The organism is Streptomyces sp. NPDC056580 (assembly GCF_042793175.1).
Classification (GTDB): domain Bacteria; phylum Actinomycetota; class Actinomycetes; order Streptomycetales; family Streptomycetaceae; genus Streptomyces.
This window is the reverse complement of the sequence record NZ_JBHTVE010000001.1, coordinates 627,458-653,704: the sequence shown is the minus strand read 5'-3', so window position 1 is coordinate 653,704 and position 26,247 is coordinate 627,458. Positions and strand designations below refer to the sequence as shown.

Below are 26,247 nucleotides of genomic sequence, written 5' to 3'. Positions count from 1 at the left end.
AGGTCCGGCCCCCCGTCCCTCAGCCGAGCACCTTCTCCAGGGAGCCGAGCGCCGAGCGCAGCTCCTCGGCCGTGATGGTCAGCGGGGGCGCCAGCCGGATGGTGGAGCCGTGGGTGTCCTTGACCAGGACGCCCTCCCGCATGAGCCGCTCGCTGATCTCACGGCCGGTGCCGATCGCCGGATCGACGTCGACGCCCGCCCACAGCCCGCGCGCCCGGAACCCGGTCACGCCCCGGCCGGTCAGCTCGGTCAGGCCGTCGCGCAGGACCAGGCCCAGCTCGGCCGCCCGGCGCTGGTACTCGCCCGTCTCCAGCAGCCCGACGACCGCCGTGCCGACCGCCGCGGCCAGCGGATTGCCGCCGAACGTGGAGCCGTGCTCACCCGGGTGCAGCACGCCCAGCACCTCGCGCCGGGCCAGCACCGCCGACACCGGCACGATGCCGCCGCCCAGCGCCTTGCCCAGCAGCAGCACGTCGGGGACGACGTCCTCGTGCTCGACGGCGAGGGTGCGGCCGGTGCGGCCGAGACCCGACTGGATCTCGTCGGCGATGAACAGGCAGCCCTTGCGCCGGGTCAGCTCGCGGACGCCGGTCAGGTAGCCCTGGTCCGGCACGACCACGCCTGCCTCGCCCTGGATCGGCTCGAGCAGCACCGCGGCCGTCGTCTCGTCGACGGCCGCCTCCAGCGCGGCCAGGTCGTTGTACGGCACGACCTTGAAACCGGGCGTGAAGGGACCGAAGCCCGCCCGGGCCGTCTCGTCCGTGGAGAAGCTGACGATGGTCGTCGTACGGCCGTGGAAGTTCTCGGCCGCCACCACGATCGTCGCCCGGTCGGCGGGGACGCCCTTGACGTCGTACGCCCACTTGCGGGCCACCTTGATGCCGCTCTCCACGGCCTCGGCGCCGGTGTTCATGGGCAGCACCATGTCGAGCCCGGTCAGCGCGGCGAGCCGCTCGGCGAACTCGGCCAGCCGGTCGTTGTGGAAGGCGCGGGAGGTCAGGGTCAGCCGGTCGAGCTGCCGGTGCGCGGCCTCGATCAGCTCCGGGTGCCGGTGACCGAAGTTGAGGGCCGAGTAGCCGGCCAGCATGTCGAGGTAGCGGCGGCCCTCGACGTCCTCCACCCAGGCGCCCTCGGCCCTGGCGACGACCACGGGCAGGGGGTGGTAGTTGTGCGCGAGGACCGGCTCCTCGGCCCGGATCAGGTCCTCGGACGTACGGGTGCGCGCGGGTGCGGTCATCAGCGGATCTCCTGGGTGCAGCACTTGATGCCGCCGCCGGCCTTGTGGAACTCCGAAAGGTCGACGGGGACGGGGACGTAGCCGTGGCCGTCCAGGCGCTCGGCCAGCGCCTCGGCCTGGGGGGCGATGAAGACGTGCTTGCCGTCGGACACGGAGTTCAGGCCGAACGCCATGGCGTCGTCGCGGGTGGCGAGCACGGCGTCCGGGTACAGGCGCCGCAGCACCTCCCGGCTGCCCGGGGAGAACGCCTCCGGGTAGTAGACGATGTTGTCGTCGTCCAGGACGAACAGCGCCGTGTCCAGGTGGTAGAAGTACGGATCGACCAGCGTCAGGCCGATCACGGGGTGGCCGAGGAACTCCTGGGCCTCGCGGTGCGCCTCGCGGGTGGTGCGGAAGCCGGTGCCGGCCAGCACGTACCGGCCCGTCCACACCAGGTCGCCCTCGCCCTCGGTGACCGACTCGGGGCGGTGGACGTCGAACCCGGCGGCCTTGAACCAGGTGTCGTAGTGGACCGACTCGGGGCGCCGCTCCGGCGCGTGGAACAGGGAGCCGAAGACCCGGCCGCCGACCACGAACGCCGCGTTGGCGGAGAAGACCATGTCGGGCAGACCGGGGACCGGTTCGACCGCGTCCACGGTGTGCCCGTGCGTGCGGTAGGCGCCGATCAGGGCCTGCCACTGCTCCCGGGCCAGGTCCACGTCGACCGGCCGGTCGGGGTGCATCCACGGATTGATCGCGTACTGCACGGCGAAGTGTCTGGGTTCGCAGACGAGGAAGCGCCGAAGGCGCGGCACACGGCTCTCGGGCACAGAGGGTTCCCTCCGCTTTCCTGTGTGTCACTGAAGGATGACACCACGGTAGAAAGCAGCGGGAACGGACGACAAGAAACAAAGGCTGCGCGCTGGTGCAGCATCGCTGCGTTCGCGGCGGCTGAAACGCAGCACCGCTGCGCCGAATCGGGTTTGCCGCGCGCCTAGTCCGGTGCCGCCTGGGTCGCGCCCGCCTCGGGGCTCTCGGGGAGCAGGTGGGAGAGCACCATCACGCTGATCGTCTTCCGGATGAAGGGCTCGGCGCGGATGCGCTCCAGCACCTCCTCGAAGTGCTCCACGTCCCGCGCCCGCACGTGCAGCAGCGCGTCCGCCCCGCCGGTCACCGTCATGGCCGCCGCGATCTCCGGGTGGTTGCGCACCACCTCCGCCAGGCGCCGCGGCGGGGCCGCGCCCTCGCAGTACACCTCGACGTACGCCTCCGTGCGCCAGCCCAGCGCGGAGGGCCGCACGGTCGCCGTGAACCCGGTGATCACCCCGGTGTCGCGCAGCCGGTCCACGCGCCGCTTGACCGCCGTGGACGACAGCCCGACCGCCGCGCCGATCTCGGCGAAGCTGGTCCTGGCGTTCGCCATCAGCGCGGTGATGATCTTCCGGTCGAGGTCGTCGAACGACGCGGCCCTGCTGTTCATGCGGGCACTGTAGTCAGCCGCGTCCGCGGCCGGGCCTACGACTGGGTGACGACCATCGCGAGTGTCAGCAGCCCGAGGACCACCCAGCCGAACCACAGCCAGCCGTTGCTGCCGAGCGCGACCGTGTAGGCCGTGACGACGACGAGCCCGCCGACGGTCATCGCCCCCATCGCTCTGGTGGAACCGTTGGTGGAACCGGGCATCGCGACACCCTCCTCGTGGTCCGTCCACCACCATGGTGCCCCGGTTTCCGCCCGGAAGGCATAGCGCGTACTCAGCCCTCGCGCGCGCTGAGGGAGGCCAGGTAGGCGTTGTACGCCTCCAGCTCCTTGTCGCCGTCCCGGTCGGCGGCCCGGTCCTTGCGCCTGGCCTGCCGCTGCTCGGAGCGGTACCACTGGAACAGCAGGGCGATCAGCACCAGCACGGAGGGGATCTCGCTGAACGCCCAGGCGATGCCGCCGGCCGCGCTCTGGTCGGAGAGCGCGTCGATGCCGAGCGAGGCGGGCGGGTTCTGGAACGTCTTCACCATCGGGGTGGACCCCATCATCAGCGCGATGCCGAAGAAGGCGTGGAACGGCATGCCCGCGAACAGCTCCAGCATCCGCATCAGGTACCCCGGCCGGTGCGGTCCGGGGTCCACGCCGATGATCGGCCAGAAGAACACCACGCCCACGGCGAGGAAGTGCACCATCATCGCCGCGTGCCCGGCCCGTGAGCCCATGAGGAAGTCGAACAGCGGGGTGAAGTACAGGGCGTACAGGCTCGCGATGAACAGCGGGATGGTGAACGCCGGGTGCGTGACCACCCGCATGTAGCGGCTGTGCAGCAGCATCAGCAGCAGCTCGCGCGGGCCCTTGCGGCGGCCGGCGGCCGGCAGCGCGCGCAGCGCCAGGGTCACCGGGGCGCCCAGCAGGACCAGGATCGGCGAGAGCATGCTGATCACCATGTGCTGCACCATGTGCACGCTGAACATGACCATGCCGTAGTCGTTGAGCCTGGTGCACATCATCAGGCCGATGGTGAGGACACCGAGGACGTACGACACGGTCCGGGAGGCCGGCCAGGAGTCCCCGCGCCGCCGCAGCCGCACGACACCCCATCCGTACAGGGCCAGGCCGGCCAGGCAGGCGACGAGGAAGAACGGGTCCGCCGACCAGTGCAGCCCCCGCCCCAGCGTGAACGGCGGCAGGTCCATCGTCATGCCGTGGCCGCTGTGATCCATCCGCCGGCTCCTGATTCGTGGGGGTTGTACGCGTCTGTCCGCCCACAAGAGTAGAGCCGCCCCCGGTCAGCGCCGTTACCGGGGGCGGGTAGTTCCGGGGCGGACTACAGGACGCACTCCGCCTCGTCGTACCGCTCGACGGGCACCGTCTTCAGGGTCTCCACGGCCTCCGCCAGCGACACCATCACGATGTCCGTGCCGCGCAGCGCGGTCATCCGGCCGAACTCGCCCCGGTGCACGGCCTCCACCGCGTGCCATCCGAAGCGGGTGGCCAGCACGCGGTCGTACGCCGTCGGCGTGCCGCCGCGCTGCACGTGCCCGAGGATGACCGGCCGCGCCTCCTTGCCGAGCCGGTGCTCCAGCTCGACCGAGAGCTGCCGCGCGATGCCCGCGAAGCGCTCGTGGCCGTAGACGTCCTTGCCGCCCTCGTCGAACTCCATGGTGCCGGGGCGCGGCTTGGCGCCCTCCGCGGCGACCACGATGGCGAACCGCTTGCCCGCCTCGAACCGCGCGCCGACCTTCCTGGTCAGCTCGTCGACGTCGAAGGGCCGTTCCGGGACGACGATGGCGTGGGCGCCGGCCGCCATGCCCGAGTGCAGCGCGATCCAGCCGGTGTGACGGCCCATGACCTCGACGATCAGCACCCGCTGGTGGGACTCGGCGGTGGTCTTCAGCCGGTCCAGCGCCTCGGTGGCGACCCCGACCGCCGTGTCGAAGCCGAAGGTGACGTCCGTGACGGCGATGTCGTTGTCGATGGTCTTGGGCACGCCCACGATGGGCAGGCCGTTGTCCGACAGCAGGCGGGCCGCCTTCAGCGTGCCCTCACCGCCGATCGGGATGATCGCGTCAAGACCGAGTTCCGCGACATGGCCCCTGGCCCGTTCGACGCCGTCGCGCAGGTGCTCGGGGCGGACCCGTGAGGAGCCGAGGATGGTGCCGCCGCGGGCCAGGATGCCGCCCACGGCGTCGAGGTCGAGCTTCGTGTAGTCGCATTCCAGGAGGCCCTTCCAGCCGTCCCGGAAACCGATGACCTCGTCGCCGTGGTCGGCCACGGCACGGTGCACGACGGACCGGATGACGGCGTTCAGGCCGGGGCAGTCGCCGCCGGACGTGAGGACACCAATGCGCATAGCCCGAAATACCTTCTCAACGTGGGCCGGGATACCGGACCACGTCGTCCGGCGGGTTCCCGGCCACCCTACCGGCGTGAGGGGGTGGCTCCGTAGCGGGCGTCCGCCTGCTGGACGCGCCCGCACATGTGAGCGGACGGGCCGTCAGGCGGGCCCACCAGGAGCTTGCCGGAATGCGCTGAGAGACCCCTGACGCGGGCCTTACGCGGGCGTCTGCGCGGCCGCGATGCGCTCGCCCCGCAGCGCCTCGTACCAGTGGTCGTCCACCGGCGGCAGCGCGTTGACGTCGAGCGCCAGCTTCAGCAGCAGGTCGGCGATCTGCGGGTTGCGGGCGAGCACCGGGCCGTGCATGTACGTGCCGAAGACGGTGCCGTTGTACGCGCCCTCGGTGCCGTCCCCGGTGCCGTTGCCCTTGCCGATACGGGTCCGGGCGAAGGGCCGGGCGGCGGGGCCGAGGTGGGTGACGCCCTGGTGGTTCTCGAAACCCGTCAGCGGGGGCAGGCCGAGCTGCGGGTCGATGTCCCCGAGGACGTCGCCGACGCACCGCTCGCCCTCGCCGCGCACCGACGTCACGTCGAGCAGGCCGAGGCCGGGCTCCCGCTGGCCGAGGTCGTTGATGAACTCGTGGCCGAGGATCTGGTAGCCGGCGCAGACCGAGAACACGATCGCGCCGTTCTCCACGGCCCGGTGCAGATGGCCGTCGCGGCGCAGCCGCTCGGCCGCGAGGCGCTGCGGCCGGTCCTCGCCGCCGCCGATCAGGTAGATGTCGCCGGACGTCGGGATCGGCTGGTCGCTGCGCACGTCCAGCCGGGCCACGTCCAGGCCGCGCTGGCGCGCCCGGCGCTCCACGACGAGCGCGTTGCCCTGGTCGCCGTAGGTGCTCAGCAGGTCCGGGTAGATCCACACCAGCCGCAGTTGGTTGTCGCTCATGAGGTGATCGCCCTTCGAAGATCAGTTGCCGACGCGGCGGCGCAGGTCCTGGAACGCGGTGTAGTTCGCGATGACCTCGATACGGCCCGGCGGGGCGGCCTGGACGGCCTGGTCGAGGTTGTCACACACCTGGAACTGCTGGTTCGCGACCTCGAGGCGGACCGCGAGGTCCAGCTTGCGGTCGCCGATCACGAAGATCGGGTGGCCGGTCAGCCGCGTGTAGTCCACGTCCCACAGCCAGGAGGTGTCGGTGCCGTCGGCTCCGCGCGCGTTCACGGACAGGATCACCGGGGTGGGCGGCGGGTCGATCAGGGAGAACGTCTCCAGCCAGCCGGCCGGGTTCTTGGCCAGCAGCAGCCTGAGGTCGCGGTTCATGAACTGGACGACGTCGTACCGGCCGGCCACGGCCTGCACCTGGTACATCCGCTCCAGGGCCACCTGCGGCGGCACGCCGAAGACGGCGGCGACGGCCGCGGAGCTGGCCGCGTTCGCCTTGTTGGCCCGGCCCGGAAGCTGCAGGTGGATCGGCCAGGCGGAGCCGTGCGGGTCGAGGACGTGGTCCCCGGACAGCGCCCAGCTCGGGGTGGGCCGCCGGAAGCCGCACTCGCCGCAGAACCAGTCGTCGCCCGGGCGCTGCATCACGCCGCCGCAGGACGGGCAGGACCAGGCGTCGTCCTTCCACATCTGGCCCGCCGCGACCCAGATCACATTGGGGGAGGAGGACGCGGCCCAGACCACCAGCGGGTCGTCGCAGTTGGCGACGACGACCGCCTTGGAGCCGGCCAGGCCCTCACGCCAGTTCTCCGCCAGCATGCGGGTCTCGGCGGCGCGGTCGAGCTGGTCCCGGGACAGGTTCAGCAGGGCGATGCACTTGGGCCCGGTGTCCCGGGCCACCCCGGCCAGGTACTTCTCGTCGACCTCGATGACGCCGAACTTCGCGTCCGAGCCGCCGGCCAGCGCCGACGTGATGCCGGCGGGCATGTTGGCGCCGAGCGCGTTCGACACCACCGGGCCGGCGGCGCGCAGCGCCTCCGCGATCAGCCGGGTGGTCGTGGTCTTGCCGTTGGTGGCGGACACCAGGATGACGTCCAGGTTCTGGGCGAGCCGTCCGAGGAGGTCGGGGTCGAGTTTCAGCGCGACCCGGCCACCGATCACCGACCCGCTGCCGCGTCCGGCGGCGCGCGATGCCGCAGCGACCGCCTTGCCCGCGGTCACGGCCAGCTTGGCCCGCGGCGAGAGCGGGTCCGAGTTGCCTGCCATCAGTTCTCGATCCTCCTTGCGTACGCGCCGCGCCTGGGGCCATCCGGCAGCGTGGTGTGGACCTCAGCCTATCGAGATCCATTCGCACACCCGAATCGCGGTCCACGCCTCGCGGCCGGCATGGGCCGAACGAACCGTACCCTTGCCGCCATGCGACACCGCCCGATCCCGGGCGCCCACGGGCGCGTCCGGCCCCTTTCCCTGCTCGGGGACCCCGTTCTGCACGGGCCCTGCGCGGACGTCACCGACTTCGGCCCAGAACTCGCCGCACTCGTGGAGGACTTGTTCGCGACCATGTACGCGGCCCAGGGGGTGGGCCTGGCCGCGAACCAGATCGGGGTGCCTGTGCGGGTGTTCGTGTACGACTGTCCCGACGACGAGGACGTCCGCCACCTCGGCCACGTGGTCAACCCGCGTCTGGTGGAGGCGGACGGCGTGGTGATCCGGGGCCCGGAGGGCTGTCTGTCGCTGCCGGGCCTGGAGGCGGGGACGGAGCGCCACGACCACGCGGTGGTCGAGGGCTTCACGGCGGCCGGGGAGCCGGTCACCGTCCACGGCACCGGGTTCTTCGCCAGGTGCCTGCAGCACGAGTGCGACCACCTGGCGGGCACGGTCTACGCCGACCGCGTGGCGGGCCTGCGCGGCCGCCGGCTGCGGCGGCGGATCGACCGGGCTCCCTGGCGCCGCGCGGGCGGCCGCACCGAGGGCTAGGGCCTGTCTGACGATTCGCGTCGGATCGGCCCGTGGCGTCCGGTGCCGTGCATCGCAGGGCGGAGGGTCGCCCTCGTACTGGATGTACCCGGGCGTACCCGACGCCGCGGCGAGTTGCGGTGCCAGGCGTCGCGGGCCCGGCGGGAACTGTCAGACAGGCGCCGGGGCCCCGTCAGAACCCCGGGCCGCCGACCCGGTCGCCGGCCGCGGCGAGGCGGCCCCACAGCAGGTCGGCGAGCGAGCGGACCAACTCCGCCCGGGAGCAGGGCCGCTCGCCGAGCCACCAGTCGCCGGCCGCGTGCATCATCCCGACGATCCCGTGTCCCCAGACCCGGGCGAGCTGCTGGCTGCCCGGGCCGAGGTCCAGCCGGTCCTCGATGACCTGGGCCAGCTCCTCGCCCATCCGGCGAAGCAGCGGAGCGCTGTGCTTGCCGACGTCGAACCCCTGGTCGCCGCCGGTGCTGCCCTCCGCCGGGTGCATGAGGAATCGGTACACCTGGGGCCGGGCCTCGATCGCCGCGAGATAGGTGTCGAGGGTGGACTCCACCCGTTCGCGCCGGTCGGCGGGCGCGTCGAGGGCGGCGCGCAGCGAGTCCAGCAGCGCGTCGGTGTGCCGCTTGGCCAGGGCGGCGTAGAGGCCGCCCTTGTCGCCGAAGTGGCGGTAGAGGATCGGCTTCGTGATGCCGGCCTCCGCGGCGATCGCGTTCATCGAGGCCTGCGGGCCGTCGCGGAGCACCACCCGGTCGGCGGCCTCCAGCAGCTCGCGCCGTCGGCGGTCGGCGGACCGCTGCTGATCGGTCCGCTGCGTGGTGTCCATGTGCTCTCCCCACCCGTGCTGATTCGGTGACGCCTGCGCAAACTAACACTGCCCGGGCCCGTGACATCGAACGGGCTGCCGAGGCGCCCTCAGGAGTTGACTTTTCCTACTGGTCGGTAACACACTCGTGTTACCGCTAGTAACATCGCTGGTAGGACCGCACGTACCGCCGCTGGAGGGGACATGGCCGAGTTCACCATGGAGCTCAACGACGAACAGAAGGAGGTCAGGGAGTGGCTGCACGGCTTCGCGGCCGACGTCATCCGCCCCGCGGCCGCCGAATGGGACGAGCGTGAGGAGACTCCCTGGCCGGTCATCCAGGAGGCCGCGAAGGTCGGCATCTACTCCCTCGACTTCTACGCGCAACAGTATTTCGACCCCACCGGTCTCGGCATCCCGATGGCCATGGAGGAGCTGTTCTGGGGCGACGCGGGCATCGCCCTGTCCATTGTGGGCACCGGTCTGGCCGCCGTGGGCGTTCTCGCCAACGGAACCGAGGAGCAGATCGGCACCTGGATCCCGCAGATGTACGGCGACCAGAACGACGTGAAGGTCGCCGCCTTCTGCTCCTCCGAGCCGGACGCGGGCTCCGACGTGGCCTCCATGCGCACGCGCGCGGTCTACGACGAGGCCAAGGACGAGTGGGTGATCAACGGCACCAAGACCTGGGCGACCAACGGCGGCATCGCCAACGTCCACGTCGTCGTCGCCGTCGTCGACCCGGACCTCGGCTCCAAGGGCCACGCCTCCTTCATCGTCCCGCCAGGCACCCCGGGGCTCACCCAGGGCCAGAAGTTCAAGAAGCACGGCATCCGCGCCTCGCACACCGCCGAGGTCGTGCTCGACGGCGTCCGGGTCCCCGGCTCCTGCCTGCTCGGCGGCAAGGAGAAGCTGGACGAGCGGCTCGCCCGTGCCCGGGAGCGGGCGAAGGCGGGCGGCGAGCGGGTGAAGAACGCGGCCATGGCCACCTTCGAGGCCTCGCGGCCCGCCGTGGGCGCGATGGCTGTCGGCACCGCCCGCGCCGCGTACGAGGTCGCCCTCGACTACGCGAAGACCCGCGAGCAGTTCGGCCGGCCCATCATCGACAACCAGGGCGTGGCCTTCCAGCTCGCGGACATGCGGACGCAGATCGACGCCGCGCGGCTGCTGGTGTGGCGGGCGTCCTGGATGGCCGTCAACGGCAAGCCGTTCACGGCGGCCGAGGGCTCCATGTCCAAGCTGTTCGCCAGTGAGACCGCGAAGAAGGTGAGCGCGCAGGCCGTCCAGATCCTGGGCGGCAACGGCTACACCCGCGAGTACCCGGTGGAGCGGATGCACCGCGACAGCGCGATCTACACCATCTTCGAGGGCACGAGCGAGATCCAGCGCCTGGTCATCGCCCGCACCCTCTCCGGGATGCCGATCCGGTAGCGCCGGGGCCGGCCCGGACACCGGTCCGAGAGCGGCGGGGGGCGCGGGGCCGTAGCGGCACCCGCGCCCCGGCGTTCGTCGGCGGTGTCCTGCGGTCACCTGTGCCGCAGTGGTGTGAGCTGCTCGATGTCGTAGCGCCGGCGGAGCCGCTCGATGGCCTCGCGGTCCGGCGGTCCGCCGTCGCGCAGGATCTCCAGCAGCTCCTCGAAGTAGCGCTCGTGGTCCGGCGGCGGGGACGCCTGGAAGAACATCCTCGCCGGCGTGTCCGTCGGATTGGCGAACGCGTGGGGGCAGCCGGGCGGTACGACGATCACCGTGCCCGGCGTCGCCCGGACCACGCGGCTGCCCGAATTCGACTCCCAGCACTGCCAGTTGTCGGGGGTGCGGATGCGCGGCTCGAAGGCCAGCACGTCCAGTTCGCCCTCGAGGACGTAGAACAGCTCCTCGCTGCGCGTGTGCACATGGGCGCCGACGTCGAACCCCGGCGGGACCTCCACCTCGAAGGTGGAGGCCGTCCGCGAGTGGGTGCCGGTGACCTTGAACGTCACCCGCTGGGCCGGTGTCTCGACGACCCGGCCGTGGCCCGGCGGCACCAGCAGCCCCTCGGCCGGCGACGTCTCCCCGGCCTGCGCGGCTGCCCGCGCCGCGGGCCCTTCGGGTACCGCCAGCCCCTCCGTCGTGGTCATCGGCCGCTCACCACCTCACCGGCAGGGCCGCGGGCCCGCGGATCAGCGCGCCCTTGCGGAAGGGCACCTGGGCCGGGTCCACGGCCAGCCGGAGACCCGGCACCCGGTCCAGCAGGGCGTCCACCAGGAGCTCCGACTCCAGCCTGGCCAGCATGCCGCCGGGGCAGTAGTGCGGGCCGAAGCCGAACGCCACGTGCGGGTTGGGACTGCGGGTGACGTCGATGGTCTCCGGGTCGGGGAAGACCTCCGGGTCGCGGTTGGCGGCCAGGTAGGAGACGTAGACCGCGTCCCCGGCCCGGATGCGGACGCCGTGGATCTCCACGTCCTCCAGGGCTATCCGGGACAGCCCGACGGCGTTGCGGTGCGGGATGAAGCGCAGCAGCTCGTCGATCGCCCTCCGCCTGATCCCGGGATCCGAGCGCAGCCGCTCGGCCAGTTCGGGGCGGGTGAGCAGCAGGTAGAACATCTGCCCGCTGTTGTTGGTGACCGCCTCGCCGCCGATCTGGAGCAGGACGGCCAGGCCCACGGCCTCCTCCAGGCTGACCTCCTGCCGGCCCAGGGCGGCGCCGAGCAGGGAGGTCACGTCCTCGCCCGTGCTGTTCTCGCGCAGTGCGATGAGATCGGAGAAGTAGGCGCTCATCTCGCGCTTGGCCTTCTCGCTGAGCTCCTTGCCGTGCGCGGAGGACAGGATGAGCTGGGTCCAGGTGTGCATGCTGGGCCGGTCGGCGGCCGGCACGCCCATCAGCTCGCAGATCACCGCGATGGGGAACGGGCTGAGCACCGCGCCGGTGAGGTCGGCGGGCGGCCCGTCCTGGAGCAGCTCGTCCACCAGCTCGTCGAGCACGGCGCGCGCCCTGTGGCGGATCCGCTCCACGCCCTTGGCGGTGAACGCGGCGGCCACCGAGCGGCGCAGCCGGGTGTGGTCGGGCGGGTCGAGGAAGCCGACCGCGCCCCGGTCCGGGATGAAGTGCGGGGCGAGCCGGGTGACCTGCTTGTCCATGACGGCCTGGCGGCCGAAGCGCGGGTCGTTGGCCACCATGCGCACGTCGTCGTACCGGGTGACCAGCCAGGCCCAGCCCTCGCCGTTGGCGAGCTGGATGCGGGTGACCGGGCCCTCGGTCATCAGCTCGGCCAGCACCGGGTCGAAGTCCGTCCCGGTGAGGTCGGCCGCCGGCCAGTGCCGGACCGGGGGCAGGGGCAGTGGCTCGGTGAGGGTCTCTTCGATCGTCATCGTGTCTTCTCGCCGTCCTGGACCCAGCGGCCCACGGTCATCTCGGCGGTGATGCCGGGCCCGAACCCGGCCAGCAGCCCGCGCGCCCGGTGCTCGGCACCGCCCTCGTCGAAGAGCCGGCGCAGCGCGTCCAGGACGACGGCGCTGGCGATGTTGCCGTACTCGGTGAGCGTCGCCCGGCTGAACCGGAACGCGTGCGGGTCGACCTCCAGGAACTTGCTGAGGTCGTCGAGTATTCGGGGCCCGCCCGCGTGGATGATGTAGAAGTCCAGGTCGGACGCGTCCCAGCCGTGGTTGCCCGCGAGGTCCTGGAGCGCCGGGGCGAGGGGCTCCATGGTGGTGGGGACCCGCTTGTCCAGCAGGAAGTGGAAGCCGGTCGCCCGGACGTCGTAGGCGATCCACTCCTCGGTCTTCGGGATCAGGTACGAGCCGTTGCGCTCGAGCTGGACGCCCGTGCCGCCGCGGCCCCGCACCACGGCGGCGGCGATGCCGTCGCCGAACAGCCCGTTGGACAGCAGCGAGCCGACGCCCAGGTCGGTGGGCTGGTAGCACAGCGAGCAGAACTCGCAGGCCACGATGAGGGCGTTGGCCTCGGGGTAGGCCGAACAGAAGTCGTGGGCCCGGTTGACGGCCGCACCGCCGGCCGCGCAGCCGAGCTGGGCGATGGGGAGCTGCCGGGTGTTGCTCGGGAAGTCCATCTCGTTGATCAGCCACGCGGTGAGCGAGGGCATCATGAAGCCCGTGCACGACACGTAGATGATGACATCGATGTCGTCCGTCAGGAGCTCGGCGTCGTCGAGCGCCCGCTGGATCACCGCGGGGACGCGAGCCTTCGCCTCCGCCTCGTAGAGCTTGTTGCGGTCCTCGAACCCCGGGTGCTTCAGGGTTTCCTCGATGGGCTGCACGATGTGCCGGGTGCGGACGCCCGTGTTCTCGATCAGCCGGAGGGCCAGCGGGAGCTGGGGGTGGTCCGCGTGGTGCAGGCGCGCCAGCTCCAGCGTCTCCTCCATCGTGATCACATGCTCTGGTACGGACACCGAGGGTCTGCACAAAGTCGCCATGAGCCGTCCCTGCTTTCGCCGTCCGGCAGGCCTTCGCCCGCCGGTCAGAAAGGTGGTCCACCCAGGTTCACCCGACGGGGCGACGATCTCGCGCCGGACTACTCCGAACCGGTGACAAGGGGTCAGGGACGGCCACGCTGCGAAACCCCCTCGAGGGCTACGGCGCCCCGCTGCTGTGGGCGATGCACGCCACGTCGATGCGGTCCGCGAGCTTCGCCAGTTCGATGGTCAGGGCGGCCACCGTGTCCTCGTCGAGCTGCTCCCCGGCCTCGACGAGATGCAGCCACCGCCCCCCCACGGTCCGCAACAACTTGCTCACGTCGGCCGCTGCCACCTGCAAGGTACCGCGGTCGTCGACGATCAGAGGCAGGGTCACTTCGCGGTTCACAATCGGGATGTTAGCCGCGCGGTCCTCACGCACCCTGCCAAACCGTGGTGATGTTGCAGAACTCCCGGATTCCGTGCCCGGACAGCTCACGTCCGTACCCGGAGCGCTTCACCCCGCCGAACGGGAACGCCGGGTGCGAGGCCGTCATCCCGTTCACGTACACGCCGCCCGCCTCCAGGTCCCGGGCGAACCGCTCCACCTCGTCGTCGTCGCGGGTCCACACGTTCGAACTCAGGCCGAACGGCGAGTCGTTGGCGATGAGCACCGCCTCGTCCAGGTCGTCGGCCCGGTACAGCGTGGCGACCGGCCCGAAGGCCTCCTCGCGGTGGATGCGCATCTCCCGGGTGATGCCCGCCAGCACGGTCGGCGGGTAGTACCAGCCCGGCCCGTCGGGACGCTCGCCGCCGCAGAGCACCTGGGCCCCGTTCCGCCGGGCGTCGTCGACCAGCTCCTCCAGGTCCTTGCGCCCCTGCTCGCTGGCGAGCGGCCCGACCTCCGTCTCCTCCTCCAGCGGGTCGCCCGTCCGCAGCGCCCGCATGCCCGCGACGAACCTCTCCGTGAAGGCGTCGTACACGTCGGTGTGCACGATGAACCGCTTGGCCGCGATGCACGACTGCCCGTTGTTCTGCACCCGTGCGGTCACCGCCACCCGGGCCGCGTGGTCGAGGTCGGCGGAGGGCATGACGACGTACGGGTCGCTGCCGCCGAGCTCCAGCACCGTCTTCTTGATCATCTCGCCGGCGGTGGAGGCCACGGCCCGCCCGGCCGGTTCGCTGCCGGTCAGCGTCGCGGCCCTGACCCGCTCGTCGCGCAGTACGTCGTCCACCGCGGCCGAGCCGATCAGCAGGGTCTGGAAGCAGCCCTCCGTGAAGCCCGCCCGGTGGAACAGGTCCTCCAGGTACAGCGCCGTCTGCGGGACGTTCGAGGCGTGCTTGAGCAGGCCGACGTTGCCGGCCATCAGCGCGGGCGCGGCGAACCGGATCACCTGCCACAGGGGGAAGTTCCAGGGCATCACGGCGAGGACGGGACCGAGCGGCCGGTAGCGGACCCGGACCCGGGAGGCGCCGGAGTCCCGCACGTCCCGCTCGGGCGGCTCCTCGTCGGCCAGCAGGCCCTCGGCGCGGTCGGCGTACCAGCGCATCGCCTTGGCGCACTTGGCGGCCTCCGCGCGGGCCTGCTTGACCGGCTTGCCCATCTCGGTGGTCATGATCCGGCCGATCTCCTCCTGGTCCTCGTCCAGCAGGTCGGCGGCCCTGTTCATCATCCGCGCGCGTTCGGCGAACGTGGTCGTCCGGTACGTGCGGAACGTGGCCTCGGCGAGCTGGAGCCGGCGTTCCAGCTCCTCCTCGCCCAGGGCCTCGTACGTCTTGAGCGTCTCGCCGTTCGCCGGGTTCACCGTCGCGATGGGCATGGCTGACCTCCCTGGGAGCGGGCCTGCTTCGACCTTCGCGCGCGACGCCGCCCGTCGCAACGCGTAGGCCGCTGTTCAGTCCGAGTGCTCCGCCAGCCGGTCGAGAAACGCCGTCTGCGCCGAGATGATCACCTCGCGGGCCCGGTCCAGACCGAACCACGCCACCCGGTCCAGCTCCGGGAACTCCTGGGTGCGGCCGGACCTCGGCGGCCACTCCATCGTGAAGGTGCCCGGCCGGATCGTCCCCGGGTCCAGGTCCGCCTCCACCGCCCACGCCGTGACGACCTTGCCGCCCCGCTGCGCCACCTCGCCCAGCGGCACGGCCTCCCCCTCGGGCGGCGCCAGCCCCAGCTCCTCCCGGAACTCACGCCGGGCCGCCTCCCAGGCGGGCTCCCCGGCGTCGTACTCGCCCTTGGGCACGGTCCACGCCCCGGCGTCCTTCTTCGCGAAGAACGGCCCGCCCATGTGGCCGAGCAGCACCTGCAGCCCGTCGTCGGCGCGCCGGAACAGCAGCAGTCCGGCACTGCGCCTGGTCGCCCTGACCGTCATGGCGCGACCTCCGGGTGGGCCGCCAGCAGGGCCTCGACGGTGTCGGCCTCCTCGGGCCGCTTGTCCTCGCGGTAGCGGAGCACGCGGGCGAAGCGCAGGGTGACGCCGGCCGGGTAGCGGGAGGAGCGCTGCAGGCCGTCGTAGGCGATCTCCACGACGAGTTCGGGGCGCACCCTGACCCCCCAGCCGCCGTCCTCGACGGCCAGTTCCCGCAGCCGCTCCGTCTGCCAGGCGAGCATCGCGTCGGTCATGCCCTTGAAGGTCTTGCCGAGCATCGCGAAGCCGCCGTCCGCCGTCCGGGCGCCGAGGTGGAGGTTGGAGAGCCTGCCGGTGCGGCGGCCGTGGCCCCACTCGGCGGCCAGCACCACCAGGTCGAGGGTGTGCACCGGCTTGACCTTCAGCCAGGACGCGCCGCGCCGGCCCGCGCTGTAGGCGGCGTCCAGCGCCTTGACCACCACGCCCTCGTGGCCGCGGGCGAGCGTGTCCGCGAGGAACCGTTCCGCCGCGGCGGCCTCCGCCGGTCCGGACACCACGGTCCGGCGCACCCGCATGGGCTCGGGGACCAGCCGGGCCAGCTCCGCGTGCCGTTCGGCGAACGGCAGGTCCAGCAGGTCGCGTCCGTCGACGGACAGGGCGTCGAAGAAGACCGGGGAGACCGGGACCTCGCCGGCCGCCCGGGCCACGTCCGTGCGGGAGCCGACCCGGCCGGCCGTCTCCTGGAAGGAGCGGGGCCGTCCGTCCGCGCCGAAGGAGATCACCTCGCCGTCCAGGACGAACCTCTCGCCCGCGAGGCCGAGCGCGGCGGCGGTCACCTCGGGCAGCCGGTCGGTGATGTCGTCCAGGGTGCGGGTGTGGATCCGGACGGCGCCGCCGTCGCGGTGGACCTGGACGCGGATGCCGTCCAGCTTCTCCTCCACCGCGCACGCACCCAGCTTCTCCACCGCCTCGGCGACCGACGAGGCGCTGTGCGCGAGCATCGGGTGCACCGGCCGGCCGACGGTCAGCCGGAACCGCTCCAGCGAGCCGGGCCCCTCGGCGAGCAGCGCCTGCGCGACCGTCTGCAGCGATCCGGCGAGCATCACCGCCCGCCGGACGTCCGCCGGGTCCGCGCCGGTCGCCCGGGCGAGCCCCTCCACCGCCACCGCGTCCAGCGCGCCCTGGCGCACCTCGCCGGTGAGCAGACCGCGCAGGAACCGCTGCTCGGCCTCGGTGGCCGCGCCCATCAGCTCGCCGACGAGCCGGGCCCGTTCCGCCTGGGAGCCGGGCCCGGACACCTTGCCCAGCTCGCCGAGCCGGGCGTCGACCTCGCGCACCGTGAGGGACGGTCCGGCGGCCGGCGGGACCGGACGGCTCAGCACCTTCCAGCCGACGCCGAGCCGGCCCTGCGGGATCCGCCCGGCCAGGTACGGGATGACGATCGGCACGTCGTCCGCCTCCGCCTCCCGGAACAGCTCCGCGAGCAGGGCGGTCTTGCGGGACCTGGCCGCCGTCGCGGCGACCTCCCAGGACACCTCGGCCAGCCGGGACAGCAGCATGCAGTCATGGTGCACCGCTGGGGCGGGGTCTACACCTGCGCGCCGGCGTCCAGGTCGGCGAAGAGCAGTTCCCCGTTGATCGCGGCCCCGGCCCGGTAGCCACGGCTGGCCGCGTTCACCACCTGCTCGGCGAAGCCCGTTGCGTTGCCCGCCGCCCACAGGCCGGGCACACTCGTCAGACCCCGCTCGTCGGTCACCGGGTAGCTGCCGAACGGCGTCTGACGCAGCTCCGCGCCCAGCCGCACGAACAACTCGTTGCGCGGCACCGGGCGCGGGGCGACGTAGAGGACCTCGCGCTCGTGGACCGCGCCCTCCCCGGGCGCCTCACCGGCGAGCCGGACGCCGGTCAGGCGGTCGTCCTCGGCCAGCACCTCGGCCACCTCGCCCGGCACCACCTCGACCCCGGCCGTGGCCAGCCGGCGCCGGTCGTCGTCCGTCAGCTCCGCCTCCGGCACCTGGTGCAGGAAGAGCCGCACGTCCTTGGACCACTGGGTGACCATCAGCGCCTGGTGCACGCTGAGCGCGCTCGCGGCGAGCACACCGGTCGCCCGGTCGCGCACCTCCCAGCCGTGGCAGTACGGGCAGTGGACCACGTCCCGGCCGAACCGTTCGGCGAGGCCCGGCAGGGGCGGGAGCTCGTCCCTGAGCCCGGTCGCGACGACCAGGTGCCGGGCCAGGACGGCGCCGCCGCCCGCCAGCCGCACGGTGAAGGCCCCGTCCCGTGTGGCGTCCACCACCCGGTCCCGGACCAGCTCAACGCCGTACCGGGCGACCTCCTCGCGGCCGGCCGCCAGGAACTCCGCTGGGGACATCCCGTCCCGCGACAGATAGCCGTGCATGTGCGCGGACGGCGCGTTGCGCGGCTCGCCGGCGTCGACGACCAGCGTGCGCCGCCGGGCCCGGCCCAGCACCAGTGCCGCGGACAGCCCGGCCGCGCCGCCGCCGACCACGACGGCCTCGTACCTCTCGGTCATGTGACCACCTCCGCCGCCGACGGTCGCGCGGCGGGTGCCGCGTTGACAAACGTCTTTGCCGATCCTGCAATGAGGACATGAACGGCGAACACGACGAGGCCGCCGGCGGCGACGCGGGCCCCGAGGACACCGACGGCGTGCTGGCGGGCGTGGGACCCAGGCTGCGGCGGATCCGCAAGGACCGGGGGGTGACCCTGGCGGCGCTGTCCGGGGCCACCGGCATCTCCGTCAGCACCCTGTCCCGGCTGGAGTCAGGCCTGCGCCGGCCCAGTCTCGAGCTGCTGCTGCCCATCGCCCGGGCCCACCGGGTGGCGCTGGACGAACTGGTCGGCGCCCCGCCGGTCGGCGACCCCGTGGTGCGGGCGAAGCCCGTCGAGCGCAACGGCCAGGTCTTCTGGCCGCTGACCCGCCGGCCCGGCGGACTGCAGGCCTTCAAGATCCTGGAACCGCAGCGCCGGCAGGAGCCCGACCAGCGCACCCACGAGGGCTACGAGTGGCTGTACGTGCTCTCGGGGCGGCTGCGGCTGGTGCTCGGCGAGCACGACGTGGTGCTCTCGGCCGGGGAGGCGGCGGAGTTCGACACCAGGGTCCCGCACTGGTTCGGCTCGACGGGGGAGGGGCCGGTGGAGTTCCTGAGCCTGTTCGGGCCGCAGGGTGAGCGGATGCACGTACGGGCGCGGCCCGCCCGCAAGTGACGCGGCCCGCCCGCAAGTGACGCGGCCCGCTGTTCCCTGATCGGCAAGCGACCGCTTAGTATGCCGTCGGAACCCGGTCAGACGAAGCAGTCCCGTGGAGGCCCCGCATGCAGGCATGGCAAGTGCACGAGAACGGTGAGCCGCGCGAGGTGATGCGCCTGGCGGAGGTGGAGCCGCCCACGCCCGGTGACGGTCAGGTGCTGCTGCGCGTGCGTGCCGCCAACATCAACTTCCCGGACGCCCTGCTCTGCCGGGGCCAGTACCAGGTGCGGCCCCCGCTGCCGTTCACCCCCGGTGTGGAGATCTGCGCCGAGACCGAGGACGGCCGCCGGGTGATCGCCAACCCCGCGCTGCCGCACGGCGGTCTCGCCGAGTACGCCGTCGCCGACGCCCGCGCGCTGCTGCCCGCGCCCGACTCGCTGGACGACGCCGAGGCCGCCGCGCTGCACATCGGCTACCAGACCGGCTGGTTCGGCCTGCACCGCCGGGCTCGTCTGGAGGCGGGCGAGACCCTGCTGGTGCACGCCGCCGCCGGCGGGGTCGGCAGCGCGGCCGTGCAGCTCGGAAAGGCCGCCGGAGCCACCGTGATCGGCGTGGTCGGCGGGGCGGAGAAGGCCGCCGTCGCCCGGGACCTTGGCTGTGACGTGGTCGTCGACCGGCGCGCCGAGGACGTGGTCGCGGCCGTGAAGGAGGCCACCGGCGGCCGGGGCGCGGACGTGGTCTACGACCCCGTCGGCGGTGCCGCCTACGCCCAGTCCGCCAAGCTCGTCGCCTTCGAGGGACGGATCGTGGTCGTCGGCTTCGCCAGCGGCACCATCCCGAGCCCCGCCCTCAACCACGCCCTGGTGAAGAACTACGCGATCCTCGGCCTGCACTGGGGCCTGTACAACACGAAGAACCCCGGGCTGGTCCTGCACTGCCACGAGCGGCTCACCGAACTGGCCGCGCAGGGTGCGATCAGGCCGCTGGTGAGCGAGCGGGTGCCGCTGGACGGCGCCGCCGACGCCGTGCAGCGGGTCGCCGACGGGGTGACCACCGGCCGGGTGGCCGTGGTCCTGGACAAGGGAGCCGCCGCATGACCGACGCAGCGGAACTGCGCCGCCTCGCACAGGAGTTCCTGGCCGCACACCCGCCGGCCGGCACCGGCCGCCTGGAGTTCCTGCGGGCCCGGTTCGACGCGGGCCTGGCCTGGGTGCACTTCCCGCGGGGCCTCGGCGGACTGGACGCCCCGCGGTCCCTGCAGGCCGTGGTGGACGCCGAACTGGAGGCCGCCGGCGCACCCGACAACGACCCCCGGCGCATCGGCATCGGCCTCGGCATGGCCGCCCCGACGATCCTGAAGTACGGCACGCAGGAGCAGAAGCAACGCTTCCTGCGGCCCCTGTGGACCGGCGAGGAGGTCTGGTGCCAGCTCTTCAGCGAGCCCGGCGCCGGCTCCGACCTGGCCGCGCTCGGCACCCGGGCCGTACGCGAGGGCGACGAGTGGGTGGTCAACGGGCAGAAGGTGTGGACGTCCAGCGCCCACCTCGCCCGCTGGGCCATCCTCATCGCCCGCACCGACCCGGACGTGCCCAAGCACCGGGGCATCACCTACTTCCTCTGCGACATGACCGACCCGGGCGTCGAGGTGCGGCCGCTGCGCCAGATCACCGGTGAGGCCGAGTTCAACGAGGTCTTCCTGACGGACGTCCGCATCCCCGACAGCCGCCGCCTCGGTGAGACCGGCGACGGCTGGCGGGTCGCGCAGACCACGCTGAACAACGAGCGCGTCGCTATCGGCGGCATGCGGCTGCCCCGCGAGGGCGGCATGATCGGCCCGGTGTCGAAGACGTGGCGCGAGCGGCCCGAGCTGCGCACCCACGACCTGCACCAGCGGCTGCTGAAGCTCTGGGTCGAGGCCGAGGTCGCCCGGCTCACCGGCGAACGCCTGCGCCAGCAGCTCGTCGCGGGCCAGCCCGGCCCGGAGGGCGCGGGCATGAAGCTCGCCTTCGCCCGCCTCAACCAGGAGATCAGCGGCCTGGAGGTCGAACTCCGCGGCGAGGAGGGGCTGCTGTACGACGACTGGACCATGCGCCGTCCGGAACTGGTGGACTTCACCGGCCGCGACGCCGGCTACCGCTACCTGCGCTCCAAGGGCAACAGCATCGAGGGCGGGACCAGCGAGGTCCTGCTGAACATCGTCGCCGAGCGCGTGCTGGGCCTGCCCGCCGAGCCGCGCACCGACAAGGACGTCGCATGGAAGGACCTGGCCCGATGAGCACCCAGCCGGATCTCCTCTACTCCGAGGAGGAGGAGGCGCTGCGCTCCGCCGTCCGCGACCTGCTCACGGACCACTGCGACGCGGCCGGTGTGATAGCCCGCACCGAGTCCGACGCCCCGCACGACCTCGCGTTGTGGAAGTCCCTCGCCGACGGCATGGGCCTGGCCGGGCTGCTGGTGCCGGAGGCGCTGGGCGGCCAGGGCGCCGGCCACCGCGAGGCCGCCGTCGTCCTGGAGGAGCTGGGGCGCGCCGTCGCCCCGGTGCCGTACCTGACCAGCGCGGTCGTGGCCACCGAGGCCCTGCTGGCCTGCGGCGACGAGGAACTGCTGGGCCGCCTGGCCTCCGGCCGGACCATCGGCGTCCTCGCGGTGGGCCTGCACACGGCCCCGGAGGCCGGCCACCGCACCGCGCGGCTGGCGGACGGCTCGCTGCACGGTGAGCTGACCGGCGTGGCGGACGCGGCCGCCGCCGACGTGCTGCTGGTCCCGGCCGACGACGGCGGGCTGTACGCCGTGGCCGCCGAGGCGGCGACCGTCACCCCGCAGGTCTCCCTCGACCTGACCCGCCCGCTCGCCACCGTCACCCTCGACGCGGCGCCCGCCCGCCGCCTCGGTGACGCGGAACCGGCCGTGCGGCGGGCCCTTCGGGCCGGCGCCGGCCTGCTCGCCTCCGAACAACTGGGGGTCGCCGACTGGGCGTTGACCGAGACCGTGCGGTACCTGAAGGAGCGCAAGCAGTTCAACCGGCCGGTCGGCGGCTTCCAGGCGCTCAAGCACCGGCTCGCCCAGTCATGGCTCGAGGTCGTCAGCCTGCGCGCCGCCGCCCGCGCCGCCGCCGACGCCCTCACGACCGGCGCGGACACCGACGTCACGGTGACCGTCGCACAGGCCTACGCCGGCCCGGTGGCCGTACGCGCCACCGAGGAGGCGGTGCAGTTGCACGGCGGGATCGGAATGACCTGGGAGCACCCCGCGCACCTGCACCTCAAGCGGGCCAAGGCGGACTCGATCACCTACGGCACCGCGGGCGCCCACCGGGAGGCGCTGGCCGCTCTGGTCGGCCTCCAGGCGCCCTGACGGCCGGCCAGGCCCGCGACGCCCCGCGGGTGCGGCCCCTCTCCGGCCGGCGCCGGCCGTCCCGGTACCGACGGTCTCGCCGGCCCGGAGGGGCCCTCCCGGGCGTACACCCGTCCGTCTGACACCACACGATCGGAGGACACGTCAGCCACCCGGACAAACCCTCCGCTACGCCACACTTACGGCCGAACGCCGCCGAAGGGGCGTGGCGGAGGAGGTTGACGATGGCCATTTCCATCTCTGTGGTGCTGCTGCTCCTGATCCTGGCGGTGGTGTTCATCCGCAACGGCGCGCTGAAGATGTCGCACGCCCTGGTCTGCATGCTGCTCGGGTTCTACCTGGCCAGCACCAGCATGGCGCCCACCATCCACAGCGGGCTCACCGCGACCGCCGACCTGGTGAGCAGCCTGCGGCCGTGAGCCGTGAGCCGTGAGCCGTGAGCCGTGAGCCGTGAGCCGTGAGCCGTGAGCCGTGAGCCGTGAGCCGTGGGTCAGCGGGAGAAGACCCCGATGCCGTTCGGCACCGGGCGTTCGGCGCCGCCGCTCGGATGGTTGCGGACCGTCACCCCGCGCGCGCCCCCGGCGCGGGTGACCATCTCGCTCGACCCGCCGCCGTCGAGGTTGAACGCGTCCGACGCGCCCAGGCCGCGCATGGCGGCCGCCTCCTCGGCGATCGTCATGCCGGTGCGGGAGTCGTCGGCCCCGTCCAGCGCGAGCAGCAGCAGCTGCCGCCCGCCGCCCCGCAGACCCGCGACGGTGCGCACGGCGGAGGCCCTGTCGTCGAGCCCCGCGAGCGGCCTGCCGTGCCGCAGCACCGGGTAGCCGCCGACCGCGAACGCGTAGGGCACCCTGGCCCTGGCCGCCACCAGGCCGTGGGTGACGGTCACCGCGTCTCCCACGGTCAGCTCGCGCAGCTCCCGCGCCCCCCGTTCGCGGCCCACCAGGACCGTGGTGCCCGCGGGGACGGGGCCCCGGCCCGGAGTGCCGGCGGCGCCGACCACCCGGCCGCGGCGCACCTCCACCTCGTAGGTCTCGGTGCTGCAGGGCGCCGCCCGGTCGGTGTCCGTGCCGCAGACGGCCCGCTCCCGGGAGGCGGCGCCCCACCGGGAGGTGAAGGCCCCCACGGAGTTCTGCGGCAGCGCGTACTGGTCGAGGCCGCCGAGCGGGAGCCTGCCGTGCGGTGTGGTCACCGAGCCGGTGAGGGAGAGGCGGTCCAGACGGGCCCGCCGGTCGGCGCCCACCCCGAGCACGTCCCGCGTGGTGGCGCCAGGAGGCAGCGGCGGCCCGAACCGCTGGCCCCTGGGCACCGCCGCCTTGAGCACCCGGCCGCCCGCGACCGCCGGGCCCACGCTTGCGCCGGTGGCCTCGACACCCGGGTGCTGGGTCTCGGTGATGTCGAAGAAGTCGCCGTTGACACCCGCGACCGCGCCGGCCGAGTCGGCCAGCCGGGACACGGTGGCCCGGGCGGCCACCGCCCCGGGGTGCAGCAGGTCCACCCGGACGTGCGGGTCGCCCAGGTCGACGGTGAGCAGGTGGGCGCGGGTGCGCCCGGCCGCCGCCGTGATGTCGAACTCCCGGTACACGACCCCCGGAGCGATCCGCTCGCCCCGGCCGCCGGCCGGCACGGCAGCGGCCGGCGCCGCCCCGGCCAGGGCCGCGCCGGCCAGCAGGCCGAGCGCCGTGAGAACCGTGAGCACCGGCCTGCCCGCCGCCGTTCGCCGCCGACCTCTCGTCACCGCGCCCCCTGATGCCTCGTCAACCGCCACAGGACTCAAGGGAAGTGCAGCAGACGACGGAGACGTACGGGACTCCTAGGCGTCGACTACGCGAGAACGGGTGAGAAAACGCACTCCCTCGGGTGCTTCCAGCGAGAAACCGCTCCCTCGTCCGGGTACCACGTCCACGATCAGCCGGGTGTGGCTCCAGGCCTCGTACTGGCTCCGCGACATCCAGAACGTCACGGGCTCCTCGACGCCGTCCACCGCCAGTTCCGCCAGCAGCACGTCCGAGCCGCCGGTCCGGAACTCGCCGTCCGGATAGCACATGGGCGCGCTGCCGTCGCAGCAGCCGCCGGACTGGTGGAACATCAACGGCCCGTGCTCGGCCCGCAGCCGGCGCACCAGCTCGGCGGCCCGTGGGGTGAGTTCGACGCGGGGGACTTCCTCTTGCATGGTCACCGTCCTGGAGCACCGGGGGCGTCGGACCCGGCCCAGTCTCACGGCTGGTCACCACGGCGTCCAGAGGGCGTCCTTCAGCGGCCGGGGCGCTCCTGCGGCGTGCCGCCCGTCCGGCCCAGCGCCGTCCCGGGCGCCAGGTTCCAGCGCCCGGCCCGGCCGGTGAAGGCGGTTGCGGTCAGGGGCGGTACGTCGATCCGCCAGAAGGCGTCCTCCGGCGCGCCGAGCACTCGTACGGTCACGGCCCGCACGACCTCCGGCTCGACCACCGCCACCAGGCGGCCGGAGGCACCGGCGGCCTCGTCCAGCCAGCCACCGACCCGGGCGCACAGCAGGTGCACCGACTCCCCGCCGTGCGGGCGCGCCGCCGGGTCGGCCAGCCACCGGGCCAGCGCCACCGGCTCCCGGGCGGCGGCCTCGTCGAGCGTCAGCCCCCGCCAGCGGCCCATGTCCAGCCCGGCCAGGGCGGGTTCGTCGCGGGCGTCCAGGCCCAGCGCGGCCGCCGTCTCCCGGCAGCGGACGACCGGGGAGACGAGTGCCGCGGCGGCCGGCCGCACCTCGTCCGCGGCCGACCGGGCGCGCGCCGCGCCCGCCGCGTCGAGCGAGCACCCGTCGTCGAAGCGGGCCTCCCGCACGGCTGGGTTCATAGCCGGTGAGATCAACGTCACTCGGGTCGTCATGAGATCGCTTCCATGGTCAACGGCCCTTCGGGCGCAAGGCATCCACAGCGTACGGGGCCTGCGGGGCGGCGCCGTCCCGCACCCGTGCGCCCTTGGCCGCGACCGCGCTTCGCGGTACCTTCTCGGCGACAGCGACGACGGAATGCGGAAGCCGGTGGGAATCCGGCACGGTCGCGCCACTGTGAGCCCGTTCGCACCGATCCCGGTGCGGGCCGGCGAGTCAGACCCGCCCGTCGTCCCGTGCACCACCGAGCCGGGACGCGAGTTCCCCAGGAGGTCCTGCCATGGCGCAGTCCGCCGTTCAGCCCAGCACCACCCCCGACGTCCTCCCCGCCAAGCTGCCGATCGGCGCCGTCGCCCCCTGGGCCGTCTTCTTCGGCGTCCTGATGCTGGTCCTGCTCTACTTCGTCGGCGCCGAACAGGGCGCGACCTCCGTGATGTCCGGCGAGAACGTGCACGAGTGGCTGCACGACGCCCGGCACCTGCTCGGTTTCCCCTGCCACTGACCGGGCGGGGGAACAAGCGCGCCCATGAACTCGGCAACCGTCCGGAACCTGTTGGTGCGTGGCATGCTCGCGGGACTCGCCGCGGGCCTGCTCGCCCTCGTCGTCGCCTACTTCCTCGGTGAACCGAGCGTCGACTCGGCCATCGCCTACGAGGAGGCGCACGCCCACGAACACGGCGTGGAGGCGGTCTCCCGCACCATGCAGTCGACCGCCGGCCTGTCCACCGGTGTGCTCGTCTACGGCGTCGCGTTCGGCGGCATCGCCGCCCTCGCGTACTGCTTCGCCCTCGGCCGCGTCGGCCGCTTCGGGCCGCGTGCGAGCGCGCTGCTGCTGGCGGCAGCGGGCCTCGTCGCCGTCTACGTCGTGCCGTTCCTGAAGTACCCGGCCAACCCCCCGTCGGTCGGCGAACCCGACACGATCGGCAAGCGCACGACCCTGTACTTCCTGATGATGGTCCTGAGCGTGCTGCTGGCGGTCGTCACGGTGATCCTCGGCAAGCGTCTCGCCCCCCGCCTCGGCAACTGGAACGCGACGGTGGCCGCTGGGGCCTTCTTCGTCCTGGCCGCCGGGCTCGCCTACGCGTTCCTGCCGGCCGTCGACGAGGTCCCCAAGGACTTCTCCCCGACCTTGCTGTGGCAGTTCCGCCTGGCCGCACTGGCCGTCCAGGCGACCCTGTGGACGGCGTTCGGGCTCGTCTTCGGCGTCCTCGCGGAACGGGTGCTCACCGCGGAGCGCACGGCCGGCAGGCGGCCGGCCTCCGGTGCGCGCGCCCCTGCCGGGCACCGCTGAGGCGCCCGAGGCTCCGGCTCCCGGCCCGCTCGCGGGCCGGTGCCGTGGGCGTCCGGC

Annotated in this window: 29 protein-coding genes and 1 riboswitch; of the genes, 9 read left to right on the top strand and 20 right to left on the bottom strand. The window is 73.1% G+C overall.

The features are described from left to right. Positions 1-19: 19 nt before the first annotated feature. The 8 genes from rocD to ACFQ9Z_RS03035 form a co-directional block, all read right to left on the bottom strand. Positions 20-1,237 (bottom strand): ornithine--oxo-acid transaminase, encoded by a 1,218-nt coding sequence (rocD, locus tag ACFQ9Z_RS03070; RefSeq protein ID WP_383010013.1) that lies wholly within the window; start codon positions 1,235-1,237, stop codon positions 20-22. Continuing rightward, positions 1,237-2,046, bottom strand: a complete 810-nt coding sequence (gene ddaH, locus ACFQ9Z_RS03065; RefSeq protein ID WP_383010011.1) for a dimethylargininase — start codon at positions 2,044-2,046, stop codon at positions 1,237-1,239. Before ddaH ends, rocD begins: the two co-directional genes overlap by 1 nt. 164 nt (positions 2,047-2,210) lie before the next feature. After that, the gene (locus ACFQ9Z_RS03060) at positions 2,211-2,696 is read right to left on the bottom strand and encodes an Lrp/AsnC family transcriptional regulator (RefSeq protein ID WP_383010009.1); all 486 of its coding nucleotides are present in this window, start codon (positions 2,694-2,696) and stop codon (positions 2,211-2,213) included. 35 nt (positions 2,697-2,731) lie between these two features. Beyond that, a complete protein-coding gene (locus tag ACFQ9Z_RS03055) occupies positions 2,732-2,899 on the bottom strand; it encodes a hypothetical protein (protein ID WP_143629123.1) in 168 nt (55 codons plus the stop codon). A gap of 71 nt (positions 2,900-2,970) precedes the next feature. Continuing rightward, positions 2,971-3,918 (bottom strand): cytochrome c oxidase assembly protein, encoded by a 948-nt coding sequence (locus ACFQ9Z_RS03050; RefSeq protein WP_383010006.1) that lies wholly within the window; start codon positions 3,916-3,918, stop codon positions 2,971-2,973. 104 nt (positions 3,919-4,022) lie between these two features. Then, positions 4,023-5,048 carry a 6-phosphofructokinase gene (locus ACFQ9Z_RS03045; protein ID WP_383010004.1) on the bottom strand — a complete coding sequence of 342 codons (1,026 nt, stop codon included), beginning with the start codon at positions 5,046-5,048 and terminating at the stop codon, positions 4,023-4,025. 201 nt (positions 5,049-5,249) lie between these two features. Then, complete coding sequence (locus ACFQ9Z_RS03040) at positions 5,250-5,978, bottom strand: type 1 glutamine amidotransferase (protein ID WP_143629117.1); 729 nt, start codon at positions 5,976-5,978, stop codon at positions 5,250-5,252. 21 nt (positions 5,979-5,999) lie between these two features. Then, positions 6,000-7,238: a MurT ligase domain-containing protein gene (locus tag ACFQ9Z_RS03035; RefSeq protein ID WP_383010002.1), complete on the bottom strand. Its 1,239-nt coding sequence runs from the start codon at positions 7,236-7,238 to the stop codon at positions 6,000-6,002. Between the two features lie 150 nt (positions 7,239-7,388). Between ACFQ9Z_RS03035 and def the strand changes: the two genes are divergently transcribed. Beyond that, complete coding sequence (gene def / locus ACFQ9Z_RS03030; RefSeq protein ID WP_383010000.1) at positions 7,389-7,949, top strand: peptide deformylase; 561 nt, start codon at positions 7,389-7,391, stop codon at positions 7,947-7,949. A 172-nt stretch (positions 7,950-8,121) separates the two neighbouring features. Here def and ACFQ9Z_RS03025 read toward each other — a convergent pair whose 3' ends face one another. Continuing rightward, positions 8,122-8,766 carry a TetR family transcriptional regulator gene (locus ACFQ9Z_RS03025; protein WP_383009998.1) on the bottom strand — a complete coding sequence of 215 codons (645 nt, stop codon included), beginning with the start codon at positions 8,764-8,766 and terminating at the stop codon, positions 8,122-8,124. A gap of 183 nt (positions 8,767-8,949) precedes the next feature. Here ACFQ9Z_RS03025 and ACFQ9Z_RS03020 point away from each other — a divergent pair, with 183 nt between their 5' ends. Continuing rightward, positions 8,950-10,176 (top strand): acyl-CoA dehydrogenase family protein, encoded by a 1,227-nt coding sequence (locus ACFQ9Z_RS03020; RefSeq protein WP_383009996.1) that lies wholly within the window; start codon positions 8,950-8,952, stop codon positions 10,174-10,176. Positions 10,177-10,271: 95 nt separating this feature from the next. Here the strand turns inward: ACFQ9Z_RS03020 and ACFQ9Z_RS03015 are convergent, their stop codons facing one another. The 8 genes from ACFQ9Z_RS03015 to ACFQ9Z_RS02980 form a co-directional block, all read right to left on the bottom strand. Next, positions 10,272-10,862 carry a cupin domain-containing protein gene (locus ACFQ9Z_RS03015; RefSeq protein ID WP_383009994.1) on the bottom strand — a complete coding sequence of 197 codons (591 nt, stop codon included), beginning with the start codon at positions 10,860-10,862 and terminating at the stop codon, positions 10,272-10,274. 7 nt (positions 10,863-10,869) lie between these two features. Next, entirely contained in the window at positions 10,870-12,093 is a 1,224-nt protein-coding gene (locus tag ACFQ9Z_RS03010; protein WP_383009992.1) for a cytochrome P450, read from the bottom strand. Then, positions 12,090-13,154 (bottom strand): type III polyketide synthase, encoded by a 1,065-nt coding sequence (locus ACFQ9Z_RS03005; protein WP_383009990.1) that lies wholly within the window; start codon positions 13,152-13,154, stop codon positions 12,090-12,092. Before ACFQ9Z_RS03005 ends, ACFQ9Z_RS03010 begins: the two co-directional genes overlap by 4 nt. Before the next feature lie 157 nt (positions 13,155-13,311). Beyond that, positions 13,312-13,542 (bottom strand): DUF6213 family protein, encoded by a 231-nt coding sequence (locus ACFQ9Z_RS03000; RefSeq protein WP_043477773.1) that lies wholly within the window; start codon positions 13,540-13,542, stop codon positions 13,312-13,314. Between the two features lie 25 nt (positions 13,543-13,567). After that, positions 13,568-14,953: an NADP-dependent succinic semialdehyde dehydrogenase gene (locus tag ACFQ9Z_RS02995; RefSeq protein WP_383009988.1), complete on the bottom strand. Its 1,386-nt coding sequence runs from the start codon at positions 14,951-14,953 to the stop codon at positions 13,568-13,570. A 75-nt stretch (positions 14,954-15,028) separates the two neighbouring features. Further along, positions 15,029-15,502: an NUDIX domain-containing protein gene (locus ACFQ9Z_RS02990; RefSeq protein ID WP_383009986.1), complete on the bottom strand. Its 474-nt coding sequence runs from the start codon at positions 15,500-15,502 to the stop codon at positions 15,029-15,031. Next, complete coding sequence (locus ACFQ9Z_RS02985; RefSeq protein ID WP_383009984.1) at positions 15,499-17,037, bottom strand: ATP-dependent DNA ligase; 1,539 nt, start codon at positions 17,035-17,037, stop codon at positions 15,499-15,501. Before ACFQ9Z_RS02985 ends, ACFQ9Z_RS02990 begins: the two co-directional genes overlap by 4 nt. A gap of 29 nt (positions 17,038-17,066) precedes the next feature. Continuing rightward, complete coding sequence (locus ACFQ9Z_RS02980) at positions 17,067-18,011, bottom strand: NAD(P)/FAD-dependent oxidoreductase (RefSeq protein ID WP_383009982.1); 945 nt, start codon at positions 18,009-18,011, stop codon at positions 17,067-17,069. A 77-nt stretch (positions 18,012-18,088) separates the two neighbouring features. Here ACFQ9Z_RS02980 and ACFQ9Z_RS02975 point away from each other — a divergent pair, with 77 nt between their 5' ends. The 5 genes from ACFQ9Z_RS02975 to ACFQ9Z_RS02955 all read left to right on the top strand — a co-directional run bounded on the left by ACFQ9Z_RS02975 (position 18,089) and on the right by ACFQ9Z_RS02955 (position 22,461). Continuing rightward, the gene (locus tag ACFQ9Z_RS02975) at positions 18,089-18,706 is read left to right on the top strand and encodes a helix-turn-helix domain-containing protein (RefSeq protein ID WP_383009980.1); all 618 of its coding nucleotides are present in this window, start codon (positions 18,089-18,091) and stop codon (positions 18,704-18,706) included. A gap of 107 nt (positions 18,707-18,813) precedes the next feature. After that, positions 18,814-19,785, top strand: coding sequence for an NADPH:quinone oxidoreductase family protein (locus tag ACFQ9Z_RS02970; RefSeq protein WP_383009978.1), 972 nt, complete (start codon positions 18,814-18,816; stop codon positions 19,783-19,785). Then, entirely contained in the window at positions 19,782-20,963 is a 1,182-nt protein-coding gene (locus ACFQ9Z_RS02965; protein WP_383009976.1) for an acyl-CoA dehydrogenase family protein, read from the top strand. Before ACFQ9Z_RS02970 ends, ACFQ9Z_RS02965 begins: the two co-directional genes overlap by 4 nt. Then, a complete protein-coding gene (locus ACFQ9Z_RS02960; RefSeq protein ID WP_383009974.1) occupies positions 20,960-22,042 on the top strand; it encodes an acyl-CoA dehydrogenase family protein in 1,083 nt (360 codons plus the stop codon). Before ACFQ9Z_RS02965 ends, ACFQ9Z_RS02960 begins: the two co-directional genes overlap by 4 nt. 224 nt (positions 22,043-22,266) lie before the next feature. Continuing rightward, entirely contained in the window at positions 22,267-22,461 is a 195-nt protein-coding gene (locus ACFQ9Z_RS02955) for a hypothetical protein (RefSeq protein ID WP_199209621.1), read from the top strand. Positions 22,462-22,532: 71 nt separating this feature from the next. Here the strand turns inward: ACFQ9Z_RS02955 and ACFQ9Z_RS02950 are convergent, their stop codons facing one another. The 3 genes from ACFQ9Z_RS02950 to ACFQ9Z_RS02940 all read right to left on the bottom strand — a co-directional run bounded on the left by ACFQ9Z_RS02950 (position 22,533) and on the right by ACFQ9Z_RS02940 (position 24,895). Further along, entirely contained in the window at positions 22,533-23,738 is a 1,206-nt protein-coding gene (locus tag ACFQ9Z_RS02950; RefSeq protein ID WP_383009971.1) for a phosphodiester glycosidase family protein, read from the bottom strand. Between the two features lie 114 nt (positions 23,739-23,852). After that, positions 23,853-24,212, bottom strand: coding sequence for a DUF779 domain-containing protein (locus tag ACFQ9Z_RS02945; protein ID WP_383009969.1), 360 nt, complete (start codon positions 24,210-24,212; stop codon positions 23,853-23,855). 80 nt (positions 24,213-24,292) lie between these two features. After that, on the bottom strand, positions 24,293-24,895 hold the full coding sequence (locus ACFQ9Z_RS02940) for a histidine phosphatase family protein (RefSeq protein WP_383009967.1): 603 nt from the start codon (positions 24,893-24,895) through the stop codon (positions 24,293-24,295). A 106-nt stretch (positions 24,896-25,001) separates the two neighbouring features. After that, positions 25,002-25,144: riboswitch (cobalamin riboswitch) on the top strand. A gap of 35 nt (positions 25,145-25,179) precedes the next feature. Here ACFQ9Z_RS02940 and ACFQ9Z_RS02935 point away from each other — a divergent pair. Then, a complete protein-coding gene (locus ACFQ9Z_RS02935; protein ID WP_383009965.1) occupies positions 25,180-25,401 on the top strand; it encodes a CbtB-domain containing protein in 222 nt (73 codons plus the stop codon). 24 nt (positions 25,402-25,425) lie between these two features. Next, complete coding sequence (locus tag ACFQ9Z_RS02930) at positions 25,426-26,190, top strand: CbtA family protein (RefSeq protein WP_383009963.1); 765 nt, start codon at positions 25,426-25,428, stop codon at positions 26,188-26,190. Positions 26,191-26,247 lie beyond the last annotated feature (57 nt).

What these genes read in the sequence shown, in the direction of transcription:
- rocD (WP_383010013.1), bottom strand. Translation starts at nt 1,237, where the DNA reads ATGACCGCACCCGCGCGCACCCGTACGTCCGAGGACCTGATCCGGGCC.
- ACFQ9Z_RS03060 (WP_383010009.1), bottom strand. Translation starts at nt 2,696, where the DNA reads ATGAACAGCAGGGCCGCGTCGTTCGACGACCTCGACCGGAAGATCATC.
- ACFQ9Z_RS03055 (WP_143629123.1), bottom strand. Translation starts at nt 2,899, where the DNA reads ATGCCCGGTTCCACCAACGGTTCCACCAGAGCGATGGGGGCGATGACC.
- ACFQ9Z_RS03050 (WP_383010006.1), bottom strand. Translation starts at nt 3,918, where the DNA reads ATGGATCACAGCGGCCACGGCATGACGATGGACCTGCCGCCGTTCACG.
- ACFQ9Z_RS03045 (WP_383010004.1), bottom strand. Translation starts at nt 5,048, where the DNA reads ATGCGCATTGGTGTCCTCACGTCCGGCGGCGACTGCCCCGGCCTGAAC.
- ACFQ9Z_RS03040 (WP_143629117.1), bottom strand. Translation starts at nt 5,978, where the DNA reads ATGAGCGACAACCAACTGCGGCTGGTGTGGATCTACCCGGACCTGCTG.
- ACFQ9Z_RS03035 (WP_383010002.1), bottom strand. Translation starts at nt 7,238, where the DNA reads ATGGCAGGCAACTCGGACCCGCTCTCGCCGCGGGCCAAGCTGGCCGTG.
- def (WP_383010000.1), top strand. Translation starts at nt 7,389, where the DNA reads ATGCGACACCGCCCGATCCCGGGCGCCCACGGGCGCGTCCGGCCCCTT.
- ACFQ9Z_RS03025 (WP_383009998.1), bottom strand. Translation starts at nt 8,766, where the DNA reads ATGGACACCACGCAGCGGACCGATCAGCAGCGGTCCGCCGACCGCCGA.
- ACFQ9Z_RS03020 (WP_383009996.1), top strand. Translation starts at nt 8,950, where the DNA reads ATGGCCGAGTTCACCATGGAGCTCAACGACGAACAGAAGGAGGTCAGG.
- ACFQ9Z_RS03015 (WP_383009994.1), bottom strand. Translation starts at nt 10,862, where the DNA reads ATGACCACGACGGAGGGGCTGGCGGTACCCGAAGGGCCCGCGGCGCGG.
- ACFQ9Z_RS03010 (WP_383009992.1), bottom strand. Translation starts at nt 12,093, where the DNA reads ATGACGATCGAAGAGACCCTCACCGAGCCACTGCCCCTGCCCCCGGTC.
- ACFQ9Z_RS03005 (WP_383009990.1), bottom strand. Translation starts at nt 13,154, where the DNA reads ATGGCGACTTTGTGCAGACCCTCGGTGTCCGTACCAGAGCATGTGATC.
- ACFQ9Z_RS02995 (WP_383009988.1), bottom strand. Translation starts at nt 14,953, where the DNA reads ATGCCCATCGCGACGGTGAACCCGGCGAACGGCGAGACGCTCAAGACG.
- ACFQ9Z_RS02990 (WP_383009986.1), bottom strand. Translation starts at nt 15,502, where the DNA reads ATGACGGTCAGGGCGACCAGGCGCAGTGCCGGACTGCTGCTGTTCCGG.
- ACFQ9Z_RS02985 (WP_383009984.1), bottom strand. Translation starts at nt 17,037, where the DNA reads ATGCTGCTGTCCCGGCTGGCCGAGGTGTCCTGGGAGGTCGCCGCGACG.
- ACFQ9Z_RS02980 (WP_383009982.1), bottom strand. Translation starts at nt 18,011, where the DNA reads ATGACCGAGAGGTACGAGGCCGTCGTGGTCGGCGGCGGCGCGGCCGGG.
- ACFQ9Z_RS02975 (WP_383009980.1), top strand. Translation starts at nt 18,089, where the DNA reads ATGAACGGCGAACACGACGAGGCCGCCGGCGGCGACGCGGGCCCCGAG.
- ACFQ9Z_RS02970 (WP_383009978.1), top strand. Translation starts at nt 18,814, where the DNA reads ATGCAGGCATGGCAAGTGCACGAGAACGGTGAGCCGCGCGAGGTGATG.
- ACFQ9Z_RS02965 (WP_383009976.1), top strand. Translation starts at nt 19,782, where the DNA reads ATGACCGACGCAGCGGAACTGCGCCGCCTCGCACAGGAGTTCCTGGCC.
- ACFQ9Z_RS02960 (WP_383009974.1), top strand. Translation starts at nt 20,960, where the DNA reads ATGAGCACCCAGCCGGATCTCCTCTACTCCGAGGAGGAGGAGGCGCTG.
- ACFQ9Z_RS02955 (WP_199209621.1), top strand. Translation starts at nt 22,267, where the DNA reads ATGGCCATTTCCATCTCTGTGGTGCTGCTGCTCCTGATCCTGGCGGTG.
- ACFQ9Z_RS02945 (WP_383009969.1), bottom strand. Translation starts at nt 24,212, where the DNA reads ATGCAAGAGGAAGTCCCCCGCGTCGAACTCACCCCACGGGCCGCCGAG.
- ACFQ9Z_RS02940 (WP_383009967.1), bottom strand. Translation starts at nt 24,895, where the DNA reads ATGACGACCCGAGTGACGTTGATCTCACCGGCTATGAACCCAGCCGTG.
- ACFQ9Z_RS02935 (WP_383009965.1), top strand. Translation starts at nt 25,180, where the DNA reads ATGGCGCAGTCCGCCGTTCAGCCCAGCACCACCCCCGACGTCCTCCCC.
- ACFQ9Z_RS02930 (WP_383009963.1), top strand. Translation starts at nt 25,426, where the DNA reads ATGAACTCGGCAACCGTCCGGAACCTGTTGGTGCGTGGCATGCTCGCG.